Below are 19751 nucleotides of genomic sequence, written 5' to 3'. Positions count from 1 at the left end.
GTTTATTTGAATTAGAATCCAATCGCTTTCGTTTCTGCATCGAGATATCCGAGCAGTTCATCATCCACTGGTAAGAGCGTGATTGAGAACCCGTGCATCTCAAGCGATGTCATATAGTTTCCAACGAATGAGCGGGCAATCTCGTAACCATGCGCCTCAAGTTCTTCCGCGACATATTTATACGTGATGTACAGTTCAGATTCTGGTGTTCCGCCCATCCCATTCACCATGACGGCGACTTTTTTGTCTGGTACTTCTTTCGTCAAACGATCGAGCAACTCTTTGACGATCGCATCAACGGAAGCGACTGCTTTTCGTTCAAGTCCTTTTTCACCGTGGATCCCGATTCCGATCTCCATCTCGTCATCATGCAACTCAAAGCCTGGCTTGCCGCTCTCCGGCATGTAACATGGTGAGAGTGCCATTCCAATCGAACGAACGCCCTTGATGACTTTTTCCGCAACTGCTTTGACTTCACTTAGTGATTTTCCTTCTGCCGCTGCAGCACCGGCAATCTTATGGACGAAGACAGTTCCTGCGACCCCACGACGATCCTCTTCCTTTTTGATCGCGATGTCATCATTAACGACGACCGTATCAACTTCAATATCCTCGAGTTCAGCAAGTTCCTTCGCCATATCGAAGTTCATGACGTCACCTGAATAGTTCTTGACGACGAGTAGGACACCTTTTCCCCCATGAGCTGCCTTGATGCCTTCAAGCACCATGTCTGGTGTCGGTGAAGTGAACACTTCCCCACAAACAGCCGCAGCAAGCATACCGTCCCCGACGAATCCAGCGTGTGCCGGTTCGTGACCGCTTCCCCCACCAGAGACAAGACCGACTTTTCCGTCCAGTGGTACTTTCCGCGCAACGACGTTAACACCTTCGACTTTTTTATACAAATCAGGGTGAGCAAGTACGAGTCCGTCGACCATGTCTGAAACGAACCGGTTTGAATCTTTCATTAATTTGTGCATGAAAAACGCTCCTTTACCTAACTGATTTTGCCGTACCACTTACTCTTTACCACCAAATCAAGTCGAGTATGTCGAAAAAAATGATGAAAATATTGACCAGTTGGTGACGATATACCGCACGAATGCTATGCTCTTAAAAAAGAGGAGGAATTGAATGTCATCAGCCTTTCAAGCAGGTGTCCGCGCCTGTCTACCCACCGTCCTTGGCTATATCGGCATCGGCTTTTCCGCAGGGATCGTCGGTCGTGCCTCCGGCTTATCCCCTCTTGAAGTCGGATTCATGTCCGTCTTCATCTATGCCGGCGCCGCTCAATTCATCATCACGAGTCTCTTGCTGTTGAATAGTCCCGCCTCTGCCATCATTCTGACGACATTCATCGTCAATCTCAGGCACTTGTTAATGAGTCTGACGCTCGCTCCGCACGTCGAGACACGCCACCTTCGTGATCGACTCGGTACCGGGACGTTACTGACAGATGAATCGTTCGCTGTCGCAATGAATACTGCGCAAAAAGGGAAGATCTCACCGTCCTTCATGCATGGCTTAAATCTGACCGCGTATCTTAGCTGGATTATCGCAACCGTTCTCGGTGCACTTGTCGGTAGCTGGTTTCCTGATCCCGAGCGCTTCGGTCTCGACTTTGCTCTGACGGCGATGTTCATCGGTTTATTGTACTTACAATTTGAAGGAGAACGTACCCGCATTGCCGTGAATAGTTGCCTCTTATTGATCGTCTTACTTTTGCTTTACATCACCATGCGCTACTTTTCTGCGGAAGTCGCCGTTCTTTGCGCGACACTCGGTGGCGCTAGTATAGGAGTCGTGATCACACGATGGAAATCCGCCCAGAATTAATCGGTCTCTTTTTAGCTTGTGGACTCGTCACTTGGATTCCACGTATCTTACCGTTTCTCGTCCTTCATGGACTGACGTTACCGCGCCTTGTAACGGAATGGCTCTCGTTCATTCCCGTCTGCCTGCTTGGCGCCCTCTTCTTTCAAAATTTACTTATCGCGCAAGACAACGCGTTCCCGACGATTTCGACGCTTCATGTCTTCGCCGCCCTACCGACGATGGCAGTCGCGATTTTCAGTAAAAGTCTTTCTTGGACGGTCATCACCGGTGTCGTCACGATGGCGTTTCTACGGATTTATTTGTAAGCAAGTTATTCATCTTTAACATATTTCAGTAAATATTTCATGTTATCCTTAAAATGGAAATACATAGATAGTGAAGGAGGTGCTGATGTGCCGAACAAGTGGCTAATACCCTTTTTAATTTTATCGTGCGCTAGTTTTCTACTTGTGAATCAAATGAATCTACCTTATATGCTAAAACAAGGACTGGTCGTGTTGTACGTCATCGCCTATTTCGGTGCGATGGTTGTTTCTCGCAAAATGAAAGTCAGAGATCACAAACAATGACTCGAAAAAATCTCCTCTAGTCTTGAGAGACCGGAGGAGATTTTTGTGATCACGTATTTGCTTGTACGTCCTGATAATCCGATTGATGTTCGAACTCTTTTTTCGCAAACGGACATAACGGCAGTAGCTTGACGTTTGCTTCCCGTGCCCAGTTGACGATCTCGGCAACGAGTTGTTCTCCGATCTGTTGGTTCCGGTGCGCGGGATCAACATACGTGTGATCGATGATCCACATGCCGTTGTTCGTATCGCTGTAAGTGATTTCTCCAATCACTTCACCTTCCTGATGGGCTTCGATTTTACGTTCCGCTCGTTTCAGCTCCATTTGCTTCCCTCCGTTCGTAAGATAAGGCGCCGCTTGGACAACCATCGACGACGCGCATGACGTCTTCCACCGGCGCCCCGTCCGCTTCAATCCACGGACGCCGTTTGACATCAAAGACGGTCGGTAGACTTCGTACACAATGACCGGAATGAATGCAGACTTCCGAATCAAAATAGACCGTGATCTCTTTGCCTTCATATCCTTTTTTCATGATGTATCGTCTCCCTTTCTTTGTACTCTTGTATCTTTCCATATCCTTGACTCAATTCCTGTCGACGACATGAAAAAAGCACTTCCAGACAAAAGTCCAGAAGTGCTTGAGTTGGATTAGAACAAGACCATGTACTGATCGCGTTCCCATTCCGTGACTTGCGTCCGGAACATATCCCATTCGATTTCTTTCAATTCAACGAAGTGCTCTGCGATGTGATCGCCGAGAGCGTGCATGACGACGTCATCCGCTTTCAAGACTTCGAGTGCGTGGCTGAGTGTTGATGGAAGATCATCGATTCCGTTCGCAACGCGTTCCGGTTTGTCCATGACGTAGATGTTACGGTCGATTGGAGCCGGTGCTTTCAAGTTGTTCTTGATTCCGTCGAGACCTGAAGCGAGCAATGTCGCAAGCGCGAGGTACGGATTCGCTGCTGGATCGACTGAACGAACTTCGATACGAGTCGAGAGTCCACGTGCTGCAGGAACACGGACGAGTGGTGAACGGTTACGGGCTGACCATGCGACGTAGCAAGGCGCTTCGTAGCCAGGAACAAGACGTTTGTATGAGTTGACTGTCGGGTTACAAACCGCTGTGAAGGCACGTGCGTGTTTGAGGATACCTGCTGTGAAGGCACGTGCATCATCCGACAATTGCATTTCTTCGTTGCCTTCATCGAAGAAGACGTTCTCGTTGCCTTTGAAAAGCGACATGTTCGCGTGCATTCCTGATCCGTTGACTCCGAAGAGTGGTTTTGGCATGAATGTCGCGTGCAAGTTGTGCTTCGCCGCGATCGTCTTGACAACAAGTTTGAACGTTTGGATGTTATCCGCTGTCGTGATCGCATCCGCATATTTGAAGTCGATTTCGTGCTGACCTGGAGCGACTTCGTGGTGTGATGCTTCGATTTCAAAGCCCATGTTCTCGAGCTCGATGACGATTTCTTTACGGCAATTTTCACCAAGATCGACTGGTGCGAGGTCGAAGTATCCACCTTGGTCGTTCAATTCAAGTGTCGGACGACCTTTTTCATCTTTCTTGAAGAGGAAGAATTCTGGCTCTGGTCCAACGTTGAATGATGTGAAACCGAGTTCTTCCATCTCTTTAAGTACCCGTTTGAGCTGACCACGTGGGTCTCCTGCGAACGGCGAGCCATCCGGATTATGGATGTCACAGATTAAACGTGCAACTTTCCCTGTTCCATCTTCTGTCCATGGGAAGACAACCCATGTGTTTAAGTCTGGGAAGAGATACATATCTGATTCTTCGATCCGGACGAATCCTTCAATCGATGAACCATCGAACATCATTTTGTTATCAAGTGCTTTTTCCAATTGGCTTACTGGAATTTCAACGTTCTTGATCGTTCCGAGGATATCTGTGAACTGTAAGCGAATGAAGCGTACATCCTCAGCTTTAGCGATTTTCAAAATGTCTTCTCGTGTAATGTTGCGACGTGTCATGTGACAAATCCCCTCTCCGATTCGTTTTTATATGGTTACAGGTCCTTACTTGAAGAAACGCCCGAGCTCACCTTGGATGAGCGACGTCTTTCCATGTCGTCCTGCTTCCTTCAATTCATTTTTCAGGAGTTTATACAATTCGCCGTCAGATAGTTCCGGACGCGTCTCGACGACGCTCTCCGCAACGCGTTCGCGTTTGACGAGATCGTTTTCAAAAATCAATTTGATCCCTGCGATATTCAGTCCCTGATCCAGGTATTCCTTAATCGACAACAGGCGATCGACATCGTTGAACGAATAGAGGCGACGCTTCGTCTCTGTCCGCTCCGGCTTAATCAGTCCCTGTTCTTCGTAATATCGGATCTGGCGGGCAGATAACGCGGTCAACTCTTGAACGACTCCGATGGGAAATAGTGGCTTGGACTGGCGTGATGAGTCTGCCATGTGGTTCCTCCTTTTTCCTTACTCCATGAGAATAAACCTCTGTCAGGCAACTTGTCAAGCGATGTAAGAAAAGTTAACACAACTTTTTTAATCACTTTACTCGAAGTCGTTCAGAGGTCGTTTTCACGAGATATGCTAGTATTAAACGTTTTTTTCTGGAATTAATTGTTTTTCCATCAAGTGATTGACGGCTGAGATGATCGCGATCTTGACGTGGCTATACGTTAAACCACCTTGGACGTATGCAGTATAGGGTGCACGGATCGGACCATCCGCTGACAACTCGATCGATGAGCCTTGTACGAACGTTCCTGCTGCCATGATGACATCGTCCGCATATCCCGGCATATAATCCGGAATTGGTAACGCATGTGCATTGACGGGTGAAGCAGCTTGGATCGCCTGACAGAAAGCAATCATCGGCTCCGGCGCATGGAACGAGACCGATTGAATCAAATCCGTCCGTTCTGCCGTATGGTGCGGTGCCGTGTCAAAGCCGAACTGACCGAGCATGCTTGACGTGAACATCGCACCCATCAACGCTTGGCTAACCGTATGTGGTGCCATATAGAAACCTTGATACATATCCGGAAGTGCGGATAACGATGGACCGGCTTCGGCGCCAATCCCTGGCGTCGTCATCCGGAACGATGCCCGTTCGATCAAGTCCGTTCGACCGACGAGATAACCGCCAGTCTTCGCAAGACCACCACCCGGATTCTTAATCAACGACCCTGCCATCAAGTCTGCCCCGACGTGCGTCGGTTCGATCGTCTCGACGAATTCACCATAGCAGTTATCGACGAAAATCAAGACATGGGGATGAGCGTCTTTGATGGCGGCGATCGCTTCACCGATTTCATTAACCGGTAGACTGCGTCGCGTCGCATACCCTTTTGAACGCTGAATCCCGACGACCTTCGTCTGCGGTGTGATCCGTTCGAGAACGGCCGGTACGTCGATCGTCTCGGCGTTTTTCATCTCGACGACATCATACTGGACGCCCAGTTCCTTTAATGAACCGCGTCCATCACCACGAATTCCGACGATCTCTTCGAGCGTGTCGTATGGTTTTCCTGTGATATAGAGCAGTTCATCGCCCGGCAACAATAAACCGAACAATGCGATACCGATCGCATGGGTGCCGCTGATGATTTGTGGACGACAAAGACCGGCTTCCGCACCGAAGACGTCGGCATAGATCCGTTCGAGCGTATCGCGTCCTTCATCGTTGTAGCCATAGCCAGTTGACGGCATGAAATGAAAATCACTGACCTTGTGACGCCGAAACGCATCGAGGACACGGAATTGATTGTATTCCGCGACCTCTTGCGCCTTCTTGACGTACGGAGCGATCTGTTCCTCCGCCCGGTCAATGAGCGGACGAAGCGTTTCGTAATGGGTTAATTCTGAAAACATGTTTACACCTCGTATTGTTTCAATGTCGCATATAGACGCGTATCTTTACGCAAGTAACCTTTAAGAATGACAGAACCATCTTCTTCGAACGATTCCTTCAAGTTCATCATGACTTCCTTTGCCGGATTGTAATGAGCAAAACCATCAACCGGGATGCGGATCTCGAGATACTCGAGGATCTCACTGATTGAACGTTCGATTTCTTCAATCAAACGCTCGATGTCCTGTGGATCAAGTGCAGAGATCAACAGTTTCCCGCCTGTAAACAAACGGTTCAGCTGGTCCTTCTTGTTGTAGACTTCTAGCTGCGGGATGTCACCGGCACCGAGTTCATCGAGAACATCGTTCGTCGTCTGCATCTGGTTCAAGTAATGCTCACTCGACGCATCGACGACGTGGAGGATCAAGTCCGCTTCTAGCACTTCCTCGAGTGTCGAACGGAACGCTGCGATCAACTTTGTCGGCAGATCTTGAATGAAACCGACCGTATCCGTCAGGAGGATTTGCCCACCTTCTGGCAAATCGACTTGACGTGTCAACGGATCGAGCGTCGCGAACAACTCATCCTTTTCGTATGTGTCGGCTTGAGTCAATCGGTTGAAGATCGTTGATTTGCCGGCATTCGTATAACCAACGAGTGCGATTTGGAACGTCTGATTCTCTTTGCGACGTTCCCGGTAACGGGCACGATGCGCGACGGATGTCTCGAGTTGTTTCGAAATCTCATCGACGCGGCGACGGATATGACGACGATCCGTCTCGAGTTTCGACTCACCTGGTCCACGTGTTCCAATTCCGCCACCAAGACGTGACAGTTGTGTTCCCTGCCCAGCAAGACGTGGCAACAGATAACTCATCTGTGCCAGTTCGACCTGCAATTTCCCTTCGCGTGATTGGGCACGTCCAGCGAAGATATCGAGAATCAACTGCGTCCGGTCGATCAACTTGATCGCTTCCGGGTCTGATAAGGCAATCCGGATATTTTTCATTTGACCGGGCGTGACTTCAGCATTGAATATGATTAAATCAGGTTCAAGTTCGTCTGCTAACGCAACGAGTTCCTCAACCTTTCCTTTTCCGATGAACGTACGGCGGTCAATTGCTTGTCGTTTTTGATCCAAACGACCGACGACGACACCATGCGCAGTCGTTACGAGTGCTTCGAGCTCCGCGACCGATTCTTCATAGACATGATCTGGGACACCGGGGAGCTGGCAACCAACGACGATGACGCGTTCTGACATAATATCATTCCTTTCACGAGTAAAGACGTACTGCGCCCCTTATCATACCACAGCCACCGGTTCGTCTGAACTTTTTTGGACAGGAAACATCCGTTCGGTTTATGATGGAAGAAACACCATTACGAAAGGGAGGAAAACGATGGCACGCGAACAGTCGTATACGCTTCCAGAGTTCATTGAACGCTACCTATTTTATTTAACGACAAGCGGACGACAACTTTCGACCGTCCGGCGCTATCGGTACGATTTAATCGAAGTCCACCGCTATATGACGGATGTCGATCAACCACTTGAGACGATCGATGATTTCAAGGCGATTTCGATCGAGACGTGGAAGACGTTCATCAATGAGTACTTGATCGAAGAGAAACTCTACCAACAAGCGACGGTCGCCCGAATCGTCACCGTCATCAATCAAGTTAATTACCAAATTCGACAAACGAAGGCGAAGCTGATCGAATACGCACAACCGACACATGAATTGACGGCAAAACACGTCGCTTCCTTTAAGGAATACGAGCAACTCGTCCGAACGAATCAATCCGATCGCGGCTTGACGGAACATCAATTGAAAGCCCGTCCGTATTTGATCGATCGAAACGAACTCATTCTCCGCCTGTTTTATCGCTACGGTTTACGCGTCCATCACATCATCGGCTTAAAGATGCACGATCTCAACTTCGCCCAGCAAGAGATGACCGTCCACGATCGACTCGGCAACCGCTACCTGCTCCATCTCGAGCGGGAAGATCAAGATATCATGTTGCGTTACTTGAAGACGATTCCGGAGCCCGTCCGTCCTCGTTATCACAGTACCGACCCTTTTTTCGTCGCGTTCGACTTCGCCCGGATGACATTCCGCTGGGTTTACAGTAAGAATGCACCGAAGCAATTGTCGATCGTCATGATCACGAAGATGATGCGTCAGCTGAATGAACGGTCGGACAACAAGCGGGTCTTGACGCCGTCGATGTTACGCAACAGCTTCATCCTAAAAACGTATCAGGACGAGATGACGAAGGAAGAACGCCTGCAGAAGACGTGTCTTTATAAGGATGTCTCGCTTCGACGTTATGAAGAGGCGGTCGAGGAACTGACACCATTACTGTAATGACACATTTACGCTGAAAGTGAAGTAGCTGTCATTTTTCACTTCACTTGCGAAGCGTCATTCTTCTTTCGTTATTCGTCTCGAATTTTTAATACGACCCACACCTGAATGAAACCTAAAAAAAAAGACGACCCCCCGGTCGTCTTTTTCATTAGCGAGAAACTTCTTGTGTCTCTTCTTGTTCATATAACGTCACGTTGCGCGCTGGTGCGAACGTCGAAATTGCGTGTTTGTAGATCAATTGCTGTTTGCCTTCCGACTCCAAAATGACCGTGAAGTTATCAAATGACTTGATCAGCCCCCGTAATTGATACCCGCTGATTAAGAAAACCGTCGTTGGGACTGCATCTTTCCGTAATTGATTTAAAAAGACGTCCTGAATGTTGTATGTCGCTTTCATGATTCCCCGTGCCCCCTCTTTTTATCTGTTTCTGTCTTCGGGCAACTCTTATTTAACCGCTTTCAGAAACTCTACAGTTCTATCATAGATAATTTTGAACGTTTCTTCAAATGAAAACTTTCCCATATCTACCCAAACGCCATCAAATTGATGACGGAACCATGTCAATTGACGTTTGGCGAAGCGTCGTGTGTTCCGTTTTAGCATGTCAACAGCAGGAGCGAGTGGTGCTCCGTCAAGAACAGGTAACATCTCTTTATAACCAATCGCTTGCAACGCCTTCGTCTGTCGATACCCGGCAGCGTCCAGACGCGCCACTTCCTCTAGAAGGCCACTGTCGACCATCATGTCTACCCGCTGATCAATCCGGTCATACAAACGATCCCGGTCTTTCATGTGTAAAACGAACAACAAACTCTCGTAAAGTGCCGGTTGACTGCCAGTCGTTTGTGTCTGACCAGTCCGCGCGACCTCGATCGCCCGAACGACCCGCTGGATGTTATTCGGATGAATCGCTTCTGCGCGCACCGGATCGAGTTCCTTTAACTGATCATGTAGTGCAGTTGCTCCATGTGTCGCCGCATACGCTTCGAGTTCAGCCCGTAAGGCTGGATCTTCTGCCTGCTCAGTAAACTGGTAGTCATATAAAATTGAACGGATGTAAAGCCCTGTTCCGCCGACGATGATCGGCAACTTACCACGGCTCGCGATCTCATCGATCGTTGCTCGGGCAACCGTTTGGAAACGGGCTACACTCATCTCGTCGTCCGGTGTAACGAGATCAAGCAGATGATGCGGCACTCCTTCCATCTCTTCGGTCGTCACTTTTGCCGATCCGATGTCCATCCCTTGATAGACTTGAACCGAATCTCCGGATAAGACCTCTCCGTTTAGTCGTTTTGCGAGTTCAATGCCTGTCTTCGTTTTTCCGACTGCCGTCGGTCCGACGATGACGATAACTGGTTGTTTCTTCATTCTGCTTCACCCATTCTTTATCTTTTTCATTTTTGATTCGAGTGTACCACAGCCATTTACTCGGATTAAAAAAATCCACAAAAAAACCGCCCTCCTTGGACGGTTCCACACTTACTTGTCTTATACGCGACGGATGAAATCGTCATAGATGGCACTAAAGATGCACCATCCACAAATGACGACGCCTGTCAGCATGATGCCCCAATCTGCCATGGTCGTTCCTCCTCTAGTCATCGTTATTCTCTCTTTTGACGGTTTGAATGGTTTGTAAACCCTTTCGAGCAGGTTTGACACCAATTCTTGGAATCAGTATGATAAAAGTACGATTGGTACGTAGCGCGGAGGCTGACCTGCATCGGCTTCCTATTAGAGGCACTGCCTCTCGATTCCATGTCTTGTGCTGGCACGAGGCGACATAGGAAGATTTCCTTCTTCCACAGAACAGGTCCGGCATCATGCCCGGGCCTGTTCTGTGTGCTAGTAGATTATTTCGAAAGGAGCTGGTTCTCGTGCGCATTCAAATCATTGGTGGGTCTGGTACTGGAAAAAGTACACTAGGTGCATTCATCGGACAATCGGAACGGATTGCGTGGATCGATACCGACCATTATCTCTGGAGAGATACGAAGTTCACTGAAAAACGTGACGTCTCCGAGCGATTTTCCATGTATGAAGCAGATATACTGTCTTACCGTGATTACGTCGTCTCCGGTTCCGTCTTCGCCTGGCACCCGGATGGTTTCACCAATCGGGACTTGCTCGTCTTCCTGTCGCTCGACGAATCGCTCCGGATGGAACGGCTCATCGCACGCGAAGCAGCACGTTATCCTGACTTTTCAGGATCAAATGAGTTCCTCGACTGGTGCCGGACGTATCATACGGCGACGGACCCGAAGATGATCGGCACGTTCGCGGAACACCAACTGCAAATGGAACGGTCGGTTTCCCCCGTTCTAAGTTTAGACGCTTCAATACCAACACAGCTTCAGTATCAAAAAATAATGGAAACATACGACAAATCGCCTTACAAATCATGACAAACGGGTCCCCCTCTTCAGGTGGACCCGTTTTTCTTAATACATATCTTTTTGCGTGAAGTTCCAGAAGGCAACGATTAGTGCCGCGACCGTCCAACAACCGAGGACAGCAAGCGAGAACGGAAGTGTCATCCCTTCGATCGGTGGCGCTTGACCATCGAGGTAGTTAATCAGTCCAAAGTTGACGTTGACGAGATACTTCGAACTCGTCCAGCTTGAACCGAGCGTCGTCAGTAACGTACCGGAAATCAAAACTGCCATCATGATCCCGATGCCTGTCGCCGTATTCTTGACGAGAACGGAAACCATCAAGGCAATCGTCCCAACGACCGCCGTGACGATCCAGGCTAGACCGACCGCCATCAACAGATACTCCCACATCGGTAACGTATGCACGAATTCAGTCGAGAACGTTCCGCTCGGTGAAGCTTGGAATCCGGTCAAGATCGGTGCGGTCCAGCCGTCATAACCGAGGACGATTCCGGATATCGCATAACAGACGACGACGGTCAATGCCATTAGCATCGATGTATAAAGTAACACCGTCAACCATTTCGCCATGAGGATCTTCCAACGCCGGACCGGTCGCGACAGCAATGTCTTGATCGTTCCGTCATTTTGTTCCCCGCTGACGATGTCCGCCATGATGACGATGATGAACAGCGGTAAAATCAGCGTCAATCCTTGCGAAAAGAATATCCGGATGAACGTCGGGGCTCCCGGATAATTCGGATTGATGTCGTTATCGAGATAGTATTGGTTTTGTTTTAGGTCAAATTCAAGGAACTGACGGAACTCATCTTGAATACTGCTAGAAGCAAGACGGTTCTGTGTATCGACGATATCTTGTTGAAGTTCAACCCGCCAATCGAGTGTTCCTTGCTTTTTGATCTGTTCTTGAATGTCTCGATACTGTGCGTACGTAAACATTGAAACGAGGACGATGAGGATGATCGCAACGACAGCAAACCGACGTTTCGAAGCGATTTTCGTAACTTCATTTCGGACGAGACCGATCATGTTCGGATTACGCAATGTGATCGCCTCCCGTTAACGTGATGAACAGATCTTCAAGCGTCTGGACTTTCCGTTCGATCGTCCAAACTTCAACACCTGCTTCAAGCAACTGCTTGTTGAGTGCCGGCGTCTTACTAGCATCCATCAAGGTATGGACCGTATTCGCATCGACGACTTCGGATACTTGGACTAAATCAGAAGCCGATAAAATCTCGTTCGCCTTGAAGGCATCGTCGACACGCCAATCAACACCAGGAGCAAGCGACTCGACCAGCTCCTTGACCGTTCCGACTTGAACGATTTTACCGTAACTCATGATCGCGACACGATCGGCGAGCATCTCGATTTCAGCGAGAATATGACTCGAGACGAGGACCGACAGTCCCGTTTCCTCGACGAGCCGGCGGATGAATTGACGCAAATCCCGAATCCCCATCGGATCGAGACCATTCGTCGGTTCGTCGAGAATCAAGACGCTTGGTCGTCCGAGTAGTGCTTGGGCGATACCGAGACGCTGACGCATCCCGAGCGAGTATGTCCGGACTTGATCGTCGACCCGCGCCGTCAAATCGACGAGATCGATGACTTCCTGAATCCTTGCCTCGTCGACATTCGGTAACATCCGGGCAAAGACTTGTAAATTTTCACGACCTGTCAAATATTTATACAACTCCGGGTTCTCAACGATCGAACCAATCCGCTCCATCGCTTGGACGAACTGTTTGCGGACATCGAAGTCACAGACAGTGATTTTACCGGACGTCGGTTTGATCAGTCCGACGAGCATCCGGATCGTCGTCGTTTTCCCTGCCCCGTTCGGTCCAAGGAATCCGAAGACCTCACCCGGTTGAATTTCAAACGAGATATTATCGATGATCGTTTTTTTTCCGATCACCTTTGTTACACCTTCTAATTTAACTGTTGGTTTCACGTCTCTCACCTCTTATTGTCTATTCTAGCGGAATAATGAATCATTTGACTTGTCAGAACACTTCATTTCCGCACATTCTTTCTACATTTGCTACAATCAGGATAGAACCTAGAAGGAGGAACGTTCATGAAGCGATTGCGCTGGCCCCTGTTTTTAACCGTTTCACTCTTACTGACCGCACTGTTTGGTTACGGTTTCGTCAACGCCTATAGTGACGTCGTCAATCCACCGAAGCGTGCCGTCCTCACACCAACAAAGGAAGAACCTGTCAAAAAAGGCGGAACGTACGTCGCGCTTGGTGATTCCTTGACGCGTGGTGTTGGAGCATCTAACGGAAATAGTTATGCTGCTCTTGTCGGACGCGACCTTGTCAAAGCGAACACGGTCGAGCGTTTTCAGAATCTTGCCGTCAGTGGTGCCCGGACGGAAAATTTATTAAAACAACTCAAACAAAAAGAAGTCCTACGCTCAGTCAGTCAAGCGAAAGTCATCTCGGTGACGATCGGCGGAAATGACTTGTTCAATCGTGGCGAAGGTGTCACGAATTTCGACGCAAAGAAAACGGCCGCGACGATTACGACGGCTCAAGACAACTTAAAAAAGACGTTCCGGATTCTGCGCGAACAAAATCCGGATGCTGTCATCTTCTACGTCGGACTTTATAATCCTTTCCGTGCAACGGAAAACGGTGAGGCGTTCGATGCGATCGTGCAAGACTGGAATGCTAAATCCCGGACGCTCGGGATTGAATATGACGTCGAAATCATCGACACATTCAATCTCGTTCGCGACGTCAAACGTGATTTATCAAGCGATCAGTTCCATCCGAACGACTCTACCTATGAAGAGATCGCAAAAGCCGCATTACTTGCTGTCAATAAACGTTTCTAAAACAAAAAGCCGCCTAAATGGCGGCTTTTTGTTCCGATTCATTTCAGGCGTTTGGCCAAGGCGATGAGTCCCCATTGAAGCGGCAAACGTGTCCAGAGCAACCATGATGGAAGGCGCTTCCCATTGACCGGTTTCGGATTGACGGCCATATTGACGTTTGCCGGTAAGACCGCGTACAAAAAGGCCGGAAGCGTCTTACGAACGAGATGTACTCCTTTTCCTGTCAATAGCATGAGACCATAAGCGATCTCGATCACACCCGTTACTTGGACGAAAAAGCGCTTGAACGGAATGAACGACGGCATGATGCTGACAAACCCTTTCTCGTTGCGGAAATGACCAACTCCCGCAAACAATAATCCTGCTCCATAGACTAAACGTAATAGCATGATCTTTCACTCTCTCTTTCCACTTTACGGATTCATTCGAAACAGCTTCAGTGTATCGAACTGATCCGATTATCTCAACTTTTAGAAATTGTCGTCGAATTATGGGGAATGATGAGTCATTTCGGAATGTCTCCCGTAATCAGGTGACAAGTCGCTTCATTTGCTATGATGAAGTCAGAAATCATACAGGAAGGGATGACGACTTATGGCTGGAAAAACAAAAGGACTTTTACCTGGATTGACTGGAGGAATCATCGGTGCCGTTCTGACGGCAACGATCGCGTTTCCGATTTTACTCGATCAAGAACAACAGGTCGCGGACACACCACTCTCAAACGGAATGCCAAAACAAGTCTCGACGACGTCGAATGATCCAGTGACGAATGCAGTCGCCACTGCTCAAAAATCCGTTGTAACGGTGACGAATTATCAAACCGGTAATGCGATGTCGCAAAAAGAAGCAGCTGCCGGCTCGGGATCTGGTGTCATTTATAAAAAAGAGAATGGAAAAGCATACATCATTACGAACCACCACGTCGTCGATGGCGCATCAAAACTTGATGTCACACTTAACAACGGTAAAACACTGCAAGCCAAATTACTCGGTAGTGACGAAACGTATGACTTAGCCGTGTTAGAAGTCGACGCAAACGACGTTCCAGGCGTCATCACACTCGGGAAATCGGCTGACTTAAAAGCCGGACAGACTGTCCTTGCGATTGGTAATCCGCTTGGTGAATTCCAAAATTCCGTTACCCGTGGAATCGTCAGTTCGAAAGACCGGACTGTACCGGTCGATACGAATAACGATGGACAAGACGACTTTAATACAACGGTCATCCAGACGGATGCCGCGATCAATCCTGGTAACTCAGGCGGTGCCTTGATCAATGAACAAGGACAACTCGTCGGTATCAACTCGATGAAAATTGCTGAGTCGGGTGTTGAAGGTGTCGGTTTCAGTATTCCAATCGATGATGCATTACCAATCCTCAAACAACTTGAGACGAACGGTAAAGTCGAACATCCGACACTCGGTGTTTCCTTACAAGATGTGGCGGCGTTCCCTGCTGGTTATTTAAAAGATCAAGTTAACTTACCAGACAGTCAAAAAACAGGTGTCGTCGTCATGTCAGTCGAACCGAACAGTCCAGCCGCTGCGGCTAAACTGAAAACAGGTGACGTGATCACGAAAATCAACGACTCCGAGATTAAAGGATTCGTCGATATCAAAACGGCACTCATCAAATCAGACGGTCCACTCTCACTGACAATCATCCGTGACGGAAAAACGATGACGGTCGAGACAAAAACAACGACGACCGACCAGCTGTAAACTTCAGCCTGACGTTTCGTCCGCCTTCCTTTTCGGGTATTGTTTTAGAACAATATCGAATTGGGAGGCTTTTTCTATGTATGACTTAATCGGTATCGGCATTGGTCCGATGAATTTAGGGTTGAGCGCACTGGCTCATCCGACAGATTTAAAAACGTTATTTTTTGACGAAAGCGAACAATTCTCATGGCATCCCGGCATGATGATTCAGGACTCGATGATGCAGACAAGCTTCATCTCCGATCTCGTCACACTTGCTGATCCGACGAGCGCATTTTCTTACCTTAATTACTTACGATCGATCCAACGTCTCCACACGTTTTACTTCTATGAAAAACTTCTGATTTCAAGACAAGGTTACAATGATTACTTACGCTGGGTGGCGACACAGCTTAATGATTTACGATTTTCAACCCGCGTCGTCGATGTGCAAGATACCGGTGATAGTTTCGAGGTCCTCGTCGAAGATGTCACAACTGGTAAACGGGAAACGTTCGAAGCACGGAACGTCGTCATCGGTACTGGCTCAAAGCCCGCGATTCCAGACACGTTTGACGAGCGTGTCATTCACAATACACAGTATGTCATGAACAAGGCAGAACTGTTGCAGCGCAAAAAAATCAGTATCGTCGGCTCCGGTCAAAGTGCTGCCGAGATCTTCCTTGATCTTTTGACGACACCTGCTCCAGAGCGTCCTGAACTCGAATGGATTGCGCGTTCGACACTGTTTGAGACACTCGAGACCGGTAAACTCGGAGAAGAAATTTTTTCACCGAGCTATGTGACGTATTTCAACCAACTCCCACTCGAAGTAAGACAAGAGTCGGTCAAGAAATTCGCCCGGTCTCAGAACGGCATCAGTCCAGAGACCCTGCAATCGATCTATGCCCACCTCTATGATTTGACGGAAGAAGAACAGCAACAAGTCGCGATTCGCGCGAATCTTGAAGTGAAAAAGATTACCTATGACGAACGGTTCACGATCGCGATGCAACATCAAGAGCTCGAAGATGAACGCTCGTCCAAAACAGATGCTGTCATCGCGGCAACCGGCTTTTCGCCATCCCTTCCAAGCTTCATTGATCGACTCGATATCGTGTTCGAAGCACCCAACGCTTGGAAAGTCGACGCGGACTATCAAATCGTGCGTTCCGTCGAGACGGCGCATCATCTTTACGCAACCGCTAATTTAGAGTTATCACATGGTCCAGCAGCTGATAATCTCGGCATGTCTGTTTCGCGGAATCAGTTGATCTTGAACGCTGTCGCCGGTACGGAACTTTATCCGGTCGAACAACATGCGACGTTTACGACGTTTGATTAAGTCAGATGAGCATACAGTAAAACGGACGAGGTATGGTGCGCGCCATACCTCGTCCGTTTTGTCTATTTCAATGCTTCACGTCACGGTTTTTTCGTTAGTTCTAGTGCAGCCAGTAACAATAACGTAGCTTGCACCCGTGTCACTCCTGATTTAGCCAGTAACAGATGAAAGGCAATCAACCAGTTGACTTCGTCTGAAAAACGATTCCGTGCTCGCTCCCGATCGACGATCCGGGTCACGTAAATCCAATCAACACGTTCCATCGATGGTAATAACGCAAGAAGCGGCATTAAACGATCCCAAATAATGATTTCTCGCCGTTCAAGTAGTTCCCGCCAAGCAACGATTCGTTCTTGTTGCGCTGACGCATCCGGATGCGCTGCTAAGATCTGCGCCGTAATGACACGTTCACTCGTCCGTTCCATATATTGCGCAAGCCACTCTTCAAACGTATCAACGCGTTCTAAAAACGTATCTGGTAGTGGGTGCTGTTCAAGCAAAGTCGATGTCACGACATACTGCTTCGCAGCATTCAGATGTGGTCGTGTCGCATGCAAGCGTTCCATGTAGGGAAACGCATCAATCCCTTGTCGACGGTTCAGTACTTCATTGAGTGCAAAAAATGGTCGGACTCCTTTATCACGAATCAATCGATGTTTAATCTTCTTTTCAGCGACGATGATTTCTTCGATGAGGACATCAGGATCCGTGCTATTCAGTTGAACATGGGCAACGAGCAATGGTGTATAGCGACTCCGTAACGCTGAAAAGCGAGATGTCTTGTGTTTGATCGTTCGCATCAGACGTTCGTAGACATTCTGCTCAAAGACAGTATCGTGAATCGTGTAGGACAGCGCAAAAAAACGATGGAAATCATGTGACGATTCCTCCCGCAAGACGGGATAGCTCTCATCATAATTCTCACAGAATTGACCGTACATCCTTCCACCTCTCCTTCTTTTCTATGCATCGTTTTCCCTAAAAATGGCTTGCACAATCATATTTTTGAACGCACAAAAAAAGCAACGGAACATGTCCATTGCTTTTACATTCTTTCAAATCGATTCAAACTCGTTGTCTCTCTAACAAACGGGAGAAATAACCACCTTGATCCATCAACTCGTCATGCGAGCCCTCTTCGACGATCCCGTCTTTCGTGACGACGAAAATCTTATCCGCATTCCGGATCGTCGCTAAACGGTGCGCAATGACGAGGGTCGTCCGGTTCTCAGACAGTTCGGCCAGCGACTCTTGGATGAGTGCTTCCGTTTCCGTATCAAGGGCAGACGTTGCTTCGTCCAGAATCAGAATCGGTGGATTCTTTAGGAACATCCGTGCGATGGCAAGTCGTTGCTTTTGTCCACCCGATAACTTGAGTCCCCGTTCGCCAATTTGTGTCGCATACCCATCTGGAAGATCCGCGATCATCGGTCCGAGGTGGGCACGTTCCGCCGCTTGCACGATGTCTTCGTGCGTTGCATTCAGATTACCGTAGGCGATGTTCTCAGCAATCGTCCCTGAGAACAAGAAGACATCCTGCTGGACGATACCGATTTGTTGACGTAGTGACTCCTTCGTCATTTGCCGGATATCAATTCCGTCAATTGTGATTGCGCCATCTAGAACATCATAAAAACGTGGAATTAATGAACAGATCGTCGTCTTCCCTGCCCCGGATGTTCCGACGAATGCGACCGTCTGACCAGGTTCGACCGTCAGATTGATGTGTTCTAAGATTAGACGATCCGCTTCATATCCGAATGCGACATCCTTGAACGTGATGCCACCGTTCAAGCGATCAACGACGAGCGCATCTGGCGCATCAGGTAAGGACGCATCTTCATCAATCATCGAAAGGAATCGCTTAAAGCCCGCCATCCCTTTCGGATACATCTCAAGCAATGCCGTAATCTTATCGATTGGCTTCAATAAGATATTCATGTAGAGAATGAAGCCGACGAGTTCTCCTGCCGTTAAGGCTTCGCGATATGTCAAGTACGCACCGACGACTAAGACGGCAAGTGTCATCAAACGAGTCGTCAAGTAGATGCCGGACAGGCTCTTACTCATGACCTTGTAGGCATTGATCTTCGACTGACGGAACGTTGCGTTGTCTTTTTCAAAACGCTCGATTTCGTAAGCTTCGTTCGTGAACGACTGGACGACACGGACACCGGAAACACTGTCCTCGACGCGTGAATTGACTTCCGCGATATTACCGTACATCCGGTCCCATGATTTATTCATCCGAACGTTCGCATAACTGATCAACCAGATCAGGAATGGCACAGCAATGATCGTCACGAGGGCAAGCGGCACATTGATCGTCAGCATGATCGAGAATGCACCAAGCAAGGTCATGACGGCAATGAACGCATCTTCTGGACCATGATGGGCTAGTTCCCCGATATCGAACAAGTCATTTGTGATCCGGCTCATGATATGACCCGTCTTTGTATTGTCAAAGAAACGGAACGACTGTTTCTGGACATGACTAAACAACTGACGACGCATATCGGTCTCGATATTAATCCCGAGCTTATGTCCGAAATAGTTGACGACGAATTGCATCAGCGTACTGATGACGTATAACGCTAATAATCCGACGCTGACAAGGATGATCCAGTTCATCTCTCCGTTTGGTAACAAGGAGTCGATGAACCATTTAACTGCGAGTGGAAACGCAAGTTCTAAAACCCCGACGAATAAGGCAGACGTGAAATCGAGCCAGAATAAACGTTTATGTGGGATATAATACTGATAAAAACGGTGTAACATGTGTAGCCTCCTTCCGAGTACTTCTAGTGTACTTGAACTTTTTTGAAAATA

Annotated in this window: 21 protein-coding genes; 7 read left to right on the top strand and 14 right to left on the bottom strand. The window is 48.3% G+C overall.

What is annotated here, in order from left to right:
- Positions 1–11 precede the first annotated feature (11 nt).
- On the bottom strand, positions 12–980 hold the full coding sequence (gene dhaK, locus ASG02_RS02585; protein WP_035408722.1) for a dihydroxyacetone kinase subunit DhaK: 969 nt from the start codon (positions 978–980) through the stop codon (positions 12–14).
- A 154-nt stretch (positions 981–1134) separates the two neighbouring features.
- Here dhaK and ASG02_RS02580 point away from each other — a divergent pair, with 154 nt between their 5' ends.
- Positions 1135–1836, top strand: coding sequence for an AzlC family ABC transporter permease (locus tag ASG02_RS02580; RefSeq protein ID WP_035408725.1), 702 nt, complete (start codon positions 1135–1137; stop codon positions 1834–1836).
- Positions 1815–2141 carry an AzlD domain-containing protein gene (locus tag ASG02_RS02575; RefSeq protein WP_035408727.1) on the top strand — a complete coding sequence of 109 codons (327 nt, stop codon included), beginning with the start codon at positions 1815–1817 and terminating at the stop codon, positions 2139–2141. Before ASG02_RS02580 ends, ASG02_RS02575 begins: the two co-directional genes overlap by 22 nt.
- A gap of 313 nt (positions 2142–2454) precedes the next feature.
- Here ASG02_RS02575 and ASG02_RS02570 read toward each other — a convergent pair whose 3' ends face one another.
- The 6 genes from ASG02_RS02570 to hflX all read right to left on the bottom strand — a co-directional run bounded on the left by ASG02_RS02570 (position 2455) and on the right by hflX (position 7511).
- Complete coding sequence (locus ASG02_RS02570; RefSeq protein ID WP_035398130.1) at positions 2455–2730, bottom strand: GNAT family N-acetyltransferase; 276 nt, start codon at positions 2728–2730, stop codon at positions 2455–2457.
- Positions 2705–2941, bottom strand: coding sequence for a (4Fe-4S)-binding protein (locus tag ASG02_RS02565; RefSeq protein ID WP_050678346.1), 237 nt, complete (start codon positions 2939–2941; stop codon positions 2705–2707). The genes ASG02_RS02570 and ASG02_RS02565 overlap by 26 nt, the downstream gene beginning before the upstream one ends.
- 116 nt (positions 2942–3057) lie before the next feature.
- Positions 3058–4404, bottom strand: a complete 1347-nt coding sequence (gene glnA / locus ASG02_RS02560) for a type I glutamate--ammonia ligase (RefSeq protein WP_056060529.1) — start codon at positions 4402–4404, stop codon at positions 3058–3060.
- Positions 4405–4449: 45 nt separating this feature from the next.
- Positions 4450–4848 (bottom strand): MerR family transcriptional regulator, encoded by a 399-nt coding sequence (locus ASG02_RS02555; protein ID WP_023467758.1) that lies wholly within the window; start codon positions 4846–4848, stop codon positions 4450–4452.
- Positions 4849–4989: 141 nt separating this feature from the next.
- Entirely contained in the window at positions 4990–6267 is a 1278-nt protein-coding gene (locus tag ASG02_RS02550) for a methionine gamma-lyase family protein (RefSeq protein ID WP_056060524.1), read from the bottom strand.
- A gap of 2 nt (positions 6268–6269) precedes the next feature.
- Positions 6270–7511, bottom strand: coding sequence for a GTPase HflX (gene hflX, locus ASG02_RS02545; protein ID WP_034785946.1), 1242 nt, complete (start codon positions 7509–7511; stop codon positions 6270–6272).
- A gap of 139 nt (positions 7512–7650) precedes the next feature.
- Between hflX and ASG02_RS02540 the strand changes: the two genes are divergently transcribed.
- The gene (locus ASG02_RS02540) at positions 7651–8622 is read left to right on the top strand and encodes a tyrosine-type recombinase/integrase (protein ID WP_056060521.1); all 972 of its coding nucleotides are present in this window, start codon (positions 7651–7653) and stop codon (positions 8620–8622) included.
- A gap of 151 nt (positions 8623–8773) precedes the next feature.
- Here ASG02_RS02540 and hfq read toward each other — a convergent pair whose 3' ends face one another.
- Together hfq and miaA are read right to left on the bottom strand one after the other, a co-directional pair.
- Positions 8774–9022, bottom strand: coding sequence for an RNA chaperone Hfq (gene hfq, locus ASG02_RS02535; RefSeq protein ID WP_023467753.1), 249 nt, complete (start codon positions 9020–9022; stop codon positions 8774–8776).
- A 48-nt stretch (positions 9023–9070) separates the two neighbouring features.
- Positions 9071–9997 (bottom strand): tRNA (adenosine(37)-N6)-dimethylallyltransferase MiaA, encoded by a 927-nt coding sequence (miaA, locus tag ASG02_RS02530; RefSeq protein WP_056060520.1) that lies wholly within the window; start codon positions 9995–9997, stop codon positions 9071–9073.
- Between the two features lie 509 nt (positions 9998–10506).
- Between miaA and ASG02_RS02525 the strand changes: the two genes are divergently transcribed.
- Positions 10507–11034 (top strand): hypothetical protein, encoded by a 528-nt coding sequence (locus ASG02_RS02525; RefSeq protein ID WP_056060517.1) that lies wholly within the window; start codon positions 10507–10509, stop codon positions 11032–11034.
- A gap of 36 nt (positions 11035–11070) precedes the next feature.
- Here the strand turns inward: ASG02_RS02525 and ASG02_RS02520 are convergent, their stop codons facing one another.
- The gene (locus tag ASG02_RS02520; protein WP_035408742.1) at positions 11071–12069 is read right to left on the bottom strand and encodes an ABC transporter permease; all 999 of its coding nucleotides are present in this window, start codon (positions 12067–12069) and stop codon (positions 11071–11073) included.
- Positions 12062–12982: an ABC transporter ATP-binding protein gene (locus tag ASG02_RS02515; protein WP_023467748.1), complete on the bottom strand. Its 921-nt coding sequence runs from the start codon at positions 12980–12982 to the stop codon at positions 12062–12064. The genes ASG02_RS02520 and ASG02_RS02515 overlap by 8 nt, the downstream gene beginning before the upstream one ends.
- 126 nt (positions 12983–13108) lie before the next feature.
- Between ASG02_RS02515 and ASG02_RS02510 the strand changes: the two genes are divergently transcribed.
- On the top strand, positions 13109–13873 hold the full coding sequence (locus ASG02_RS02510) for an SGNH/GDSL hydrolase family protein (RefSeq protein WP_056060514.1): 765 nt from the start codon (positions 13109–13111) through the stop codon (positions 13871–13873).
- Between the two features lie 38 nt (positions 13874–13911).
- Here ASG02_RS02510 and ASG02_RS02505 read toward each other — a convergent pair whose 3' ends face one another.
- A complete protein-coding gene (locus ASG02_RS02505) occupies positions 13912–14262 on the bottom strand; it encodes a membrane protein (protein WP_035408747.1) in 351 nt (116 codons plus the stop codon).
- A 205-nt stretch (positions 14263–14467) separates the two neighbouring features.
- On the opposite strand from ASG02_RS02505, the gene ASG02_RS02500 reads away from it, so the two are divergent.
- Both ASG02_RS02500 and ASG02_RS02495 read left to right on the top strand, forming a co-directional pair.
- Positions 14468–15598, top strand: a complete 1131-nt coding sequence (locus ASG02_RS02500) for a S1C family serine protease (RefSeq protein WP_035408750.1) — start codon at positions 14468–14470, stop codon at positions 15596–15598.
- A gap of 76 nt (positions 15599–15674) precedes the next feature.
- The gene (locus ASG02_RS02495; RefSeq protein ID WP_056060509.1) at positions 15675–16922 is read left to right on the top strand and encodes a lysine N(6)-hydroxylase/L-ornithine N(5)-oxygenase family protein; all 1248 of its coding nucleotides are present in this window, start codon (positions 15675–15677) and stop codon (positions 16920–16922) included.
- Between the two features lie 80 nt (positions 16923–17002).
- Here ASG02_RS02495 and ASG02_RS02490 read toward each other — a convergent pair whose 3' ends face one another.
- Together ASG02_RS02490 and ASG02_RS02485 are read right to left on the bottom strand one after the other, a co-directional pair.
- Complete coding sequence (locus ASG02_RS02490) at positions 17003–17863, bottom strand: DUF4003 family protein (RefSeq protein ID WP_035408756.1); 861 nt, start codon at positions 17861–17863, stop codon at positions 17003–17005.
- A 124-nt stretch (positions 17864–17987) separates the two neighbouring features.
- Positions 17988–19700, bottom strand: a complete 1713-nt coding sequence (locus ASG02_RS02485; RefSeq protein ID WP_056060508.1) for an ABC transporter ATP-binding protein — start codon at positions 19698–19700, stop codon at positions 17988–17990.
- Positions 19701–19751 lie beyond the last annotated feature (51 nt).

The sequence above is a fragment of the Exiguobacterium sp. Leaf196 genome, assembly GCF_001423965.1.
In the GTDB taxonomy this organism is placed as follows: Bacteria; Bacillota; Bacilli; order Exiguobacteriales; family Exiguobacteriaceae; genus Exiguobacterium_A.
This window is presented reverse-complemented; position numbering and strand designations above follow the sequence as displayed.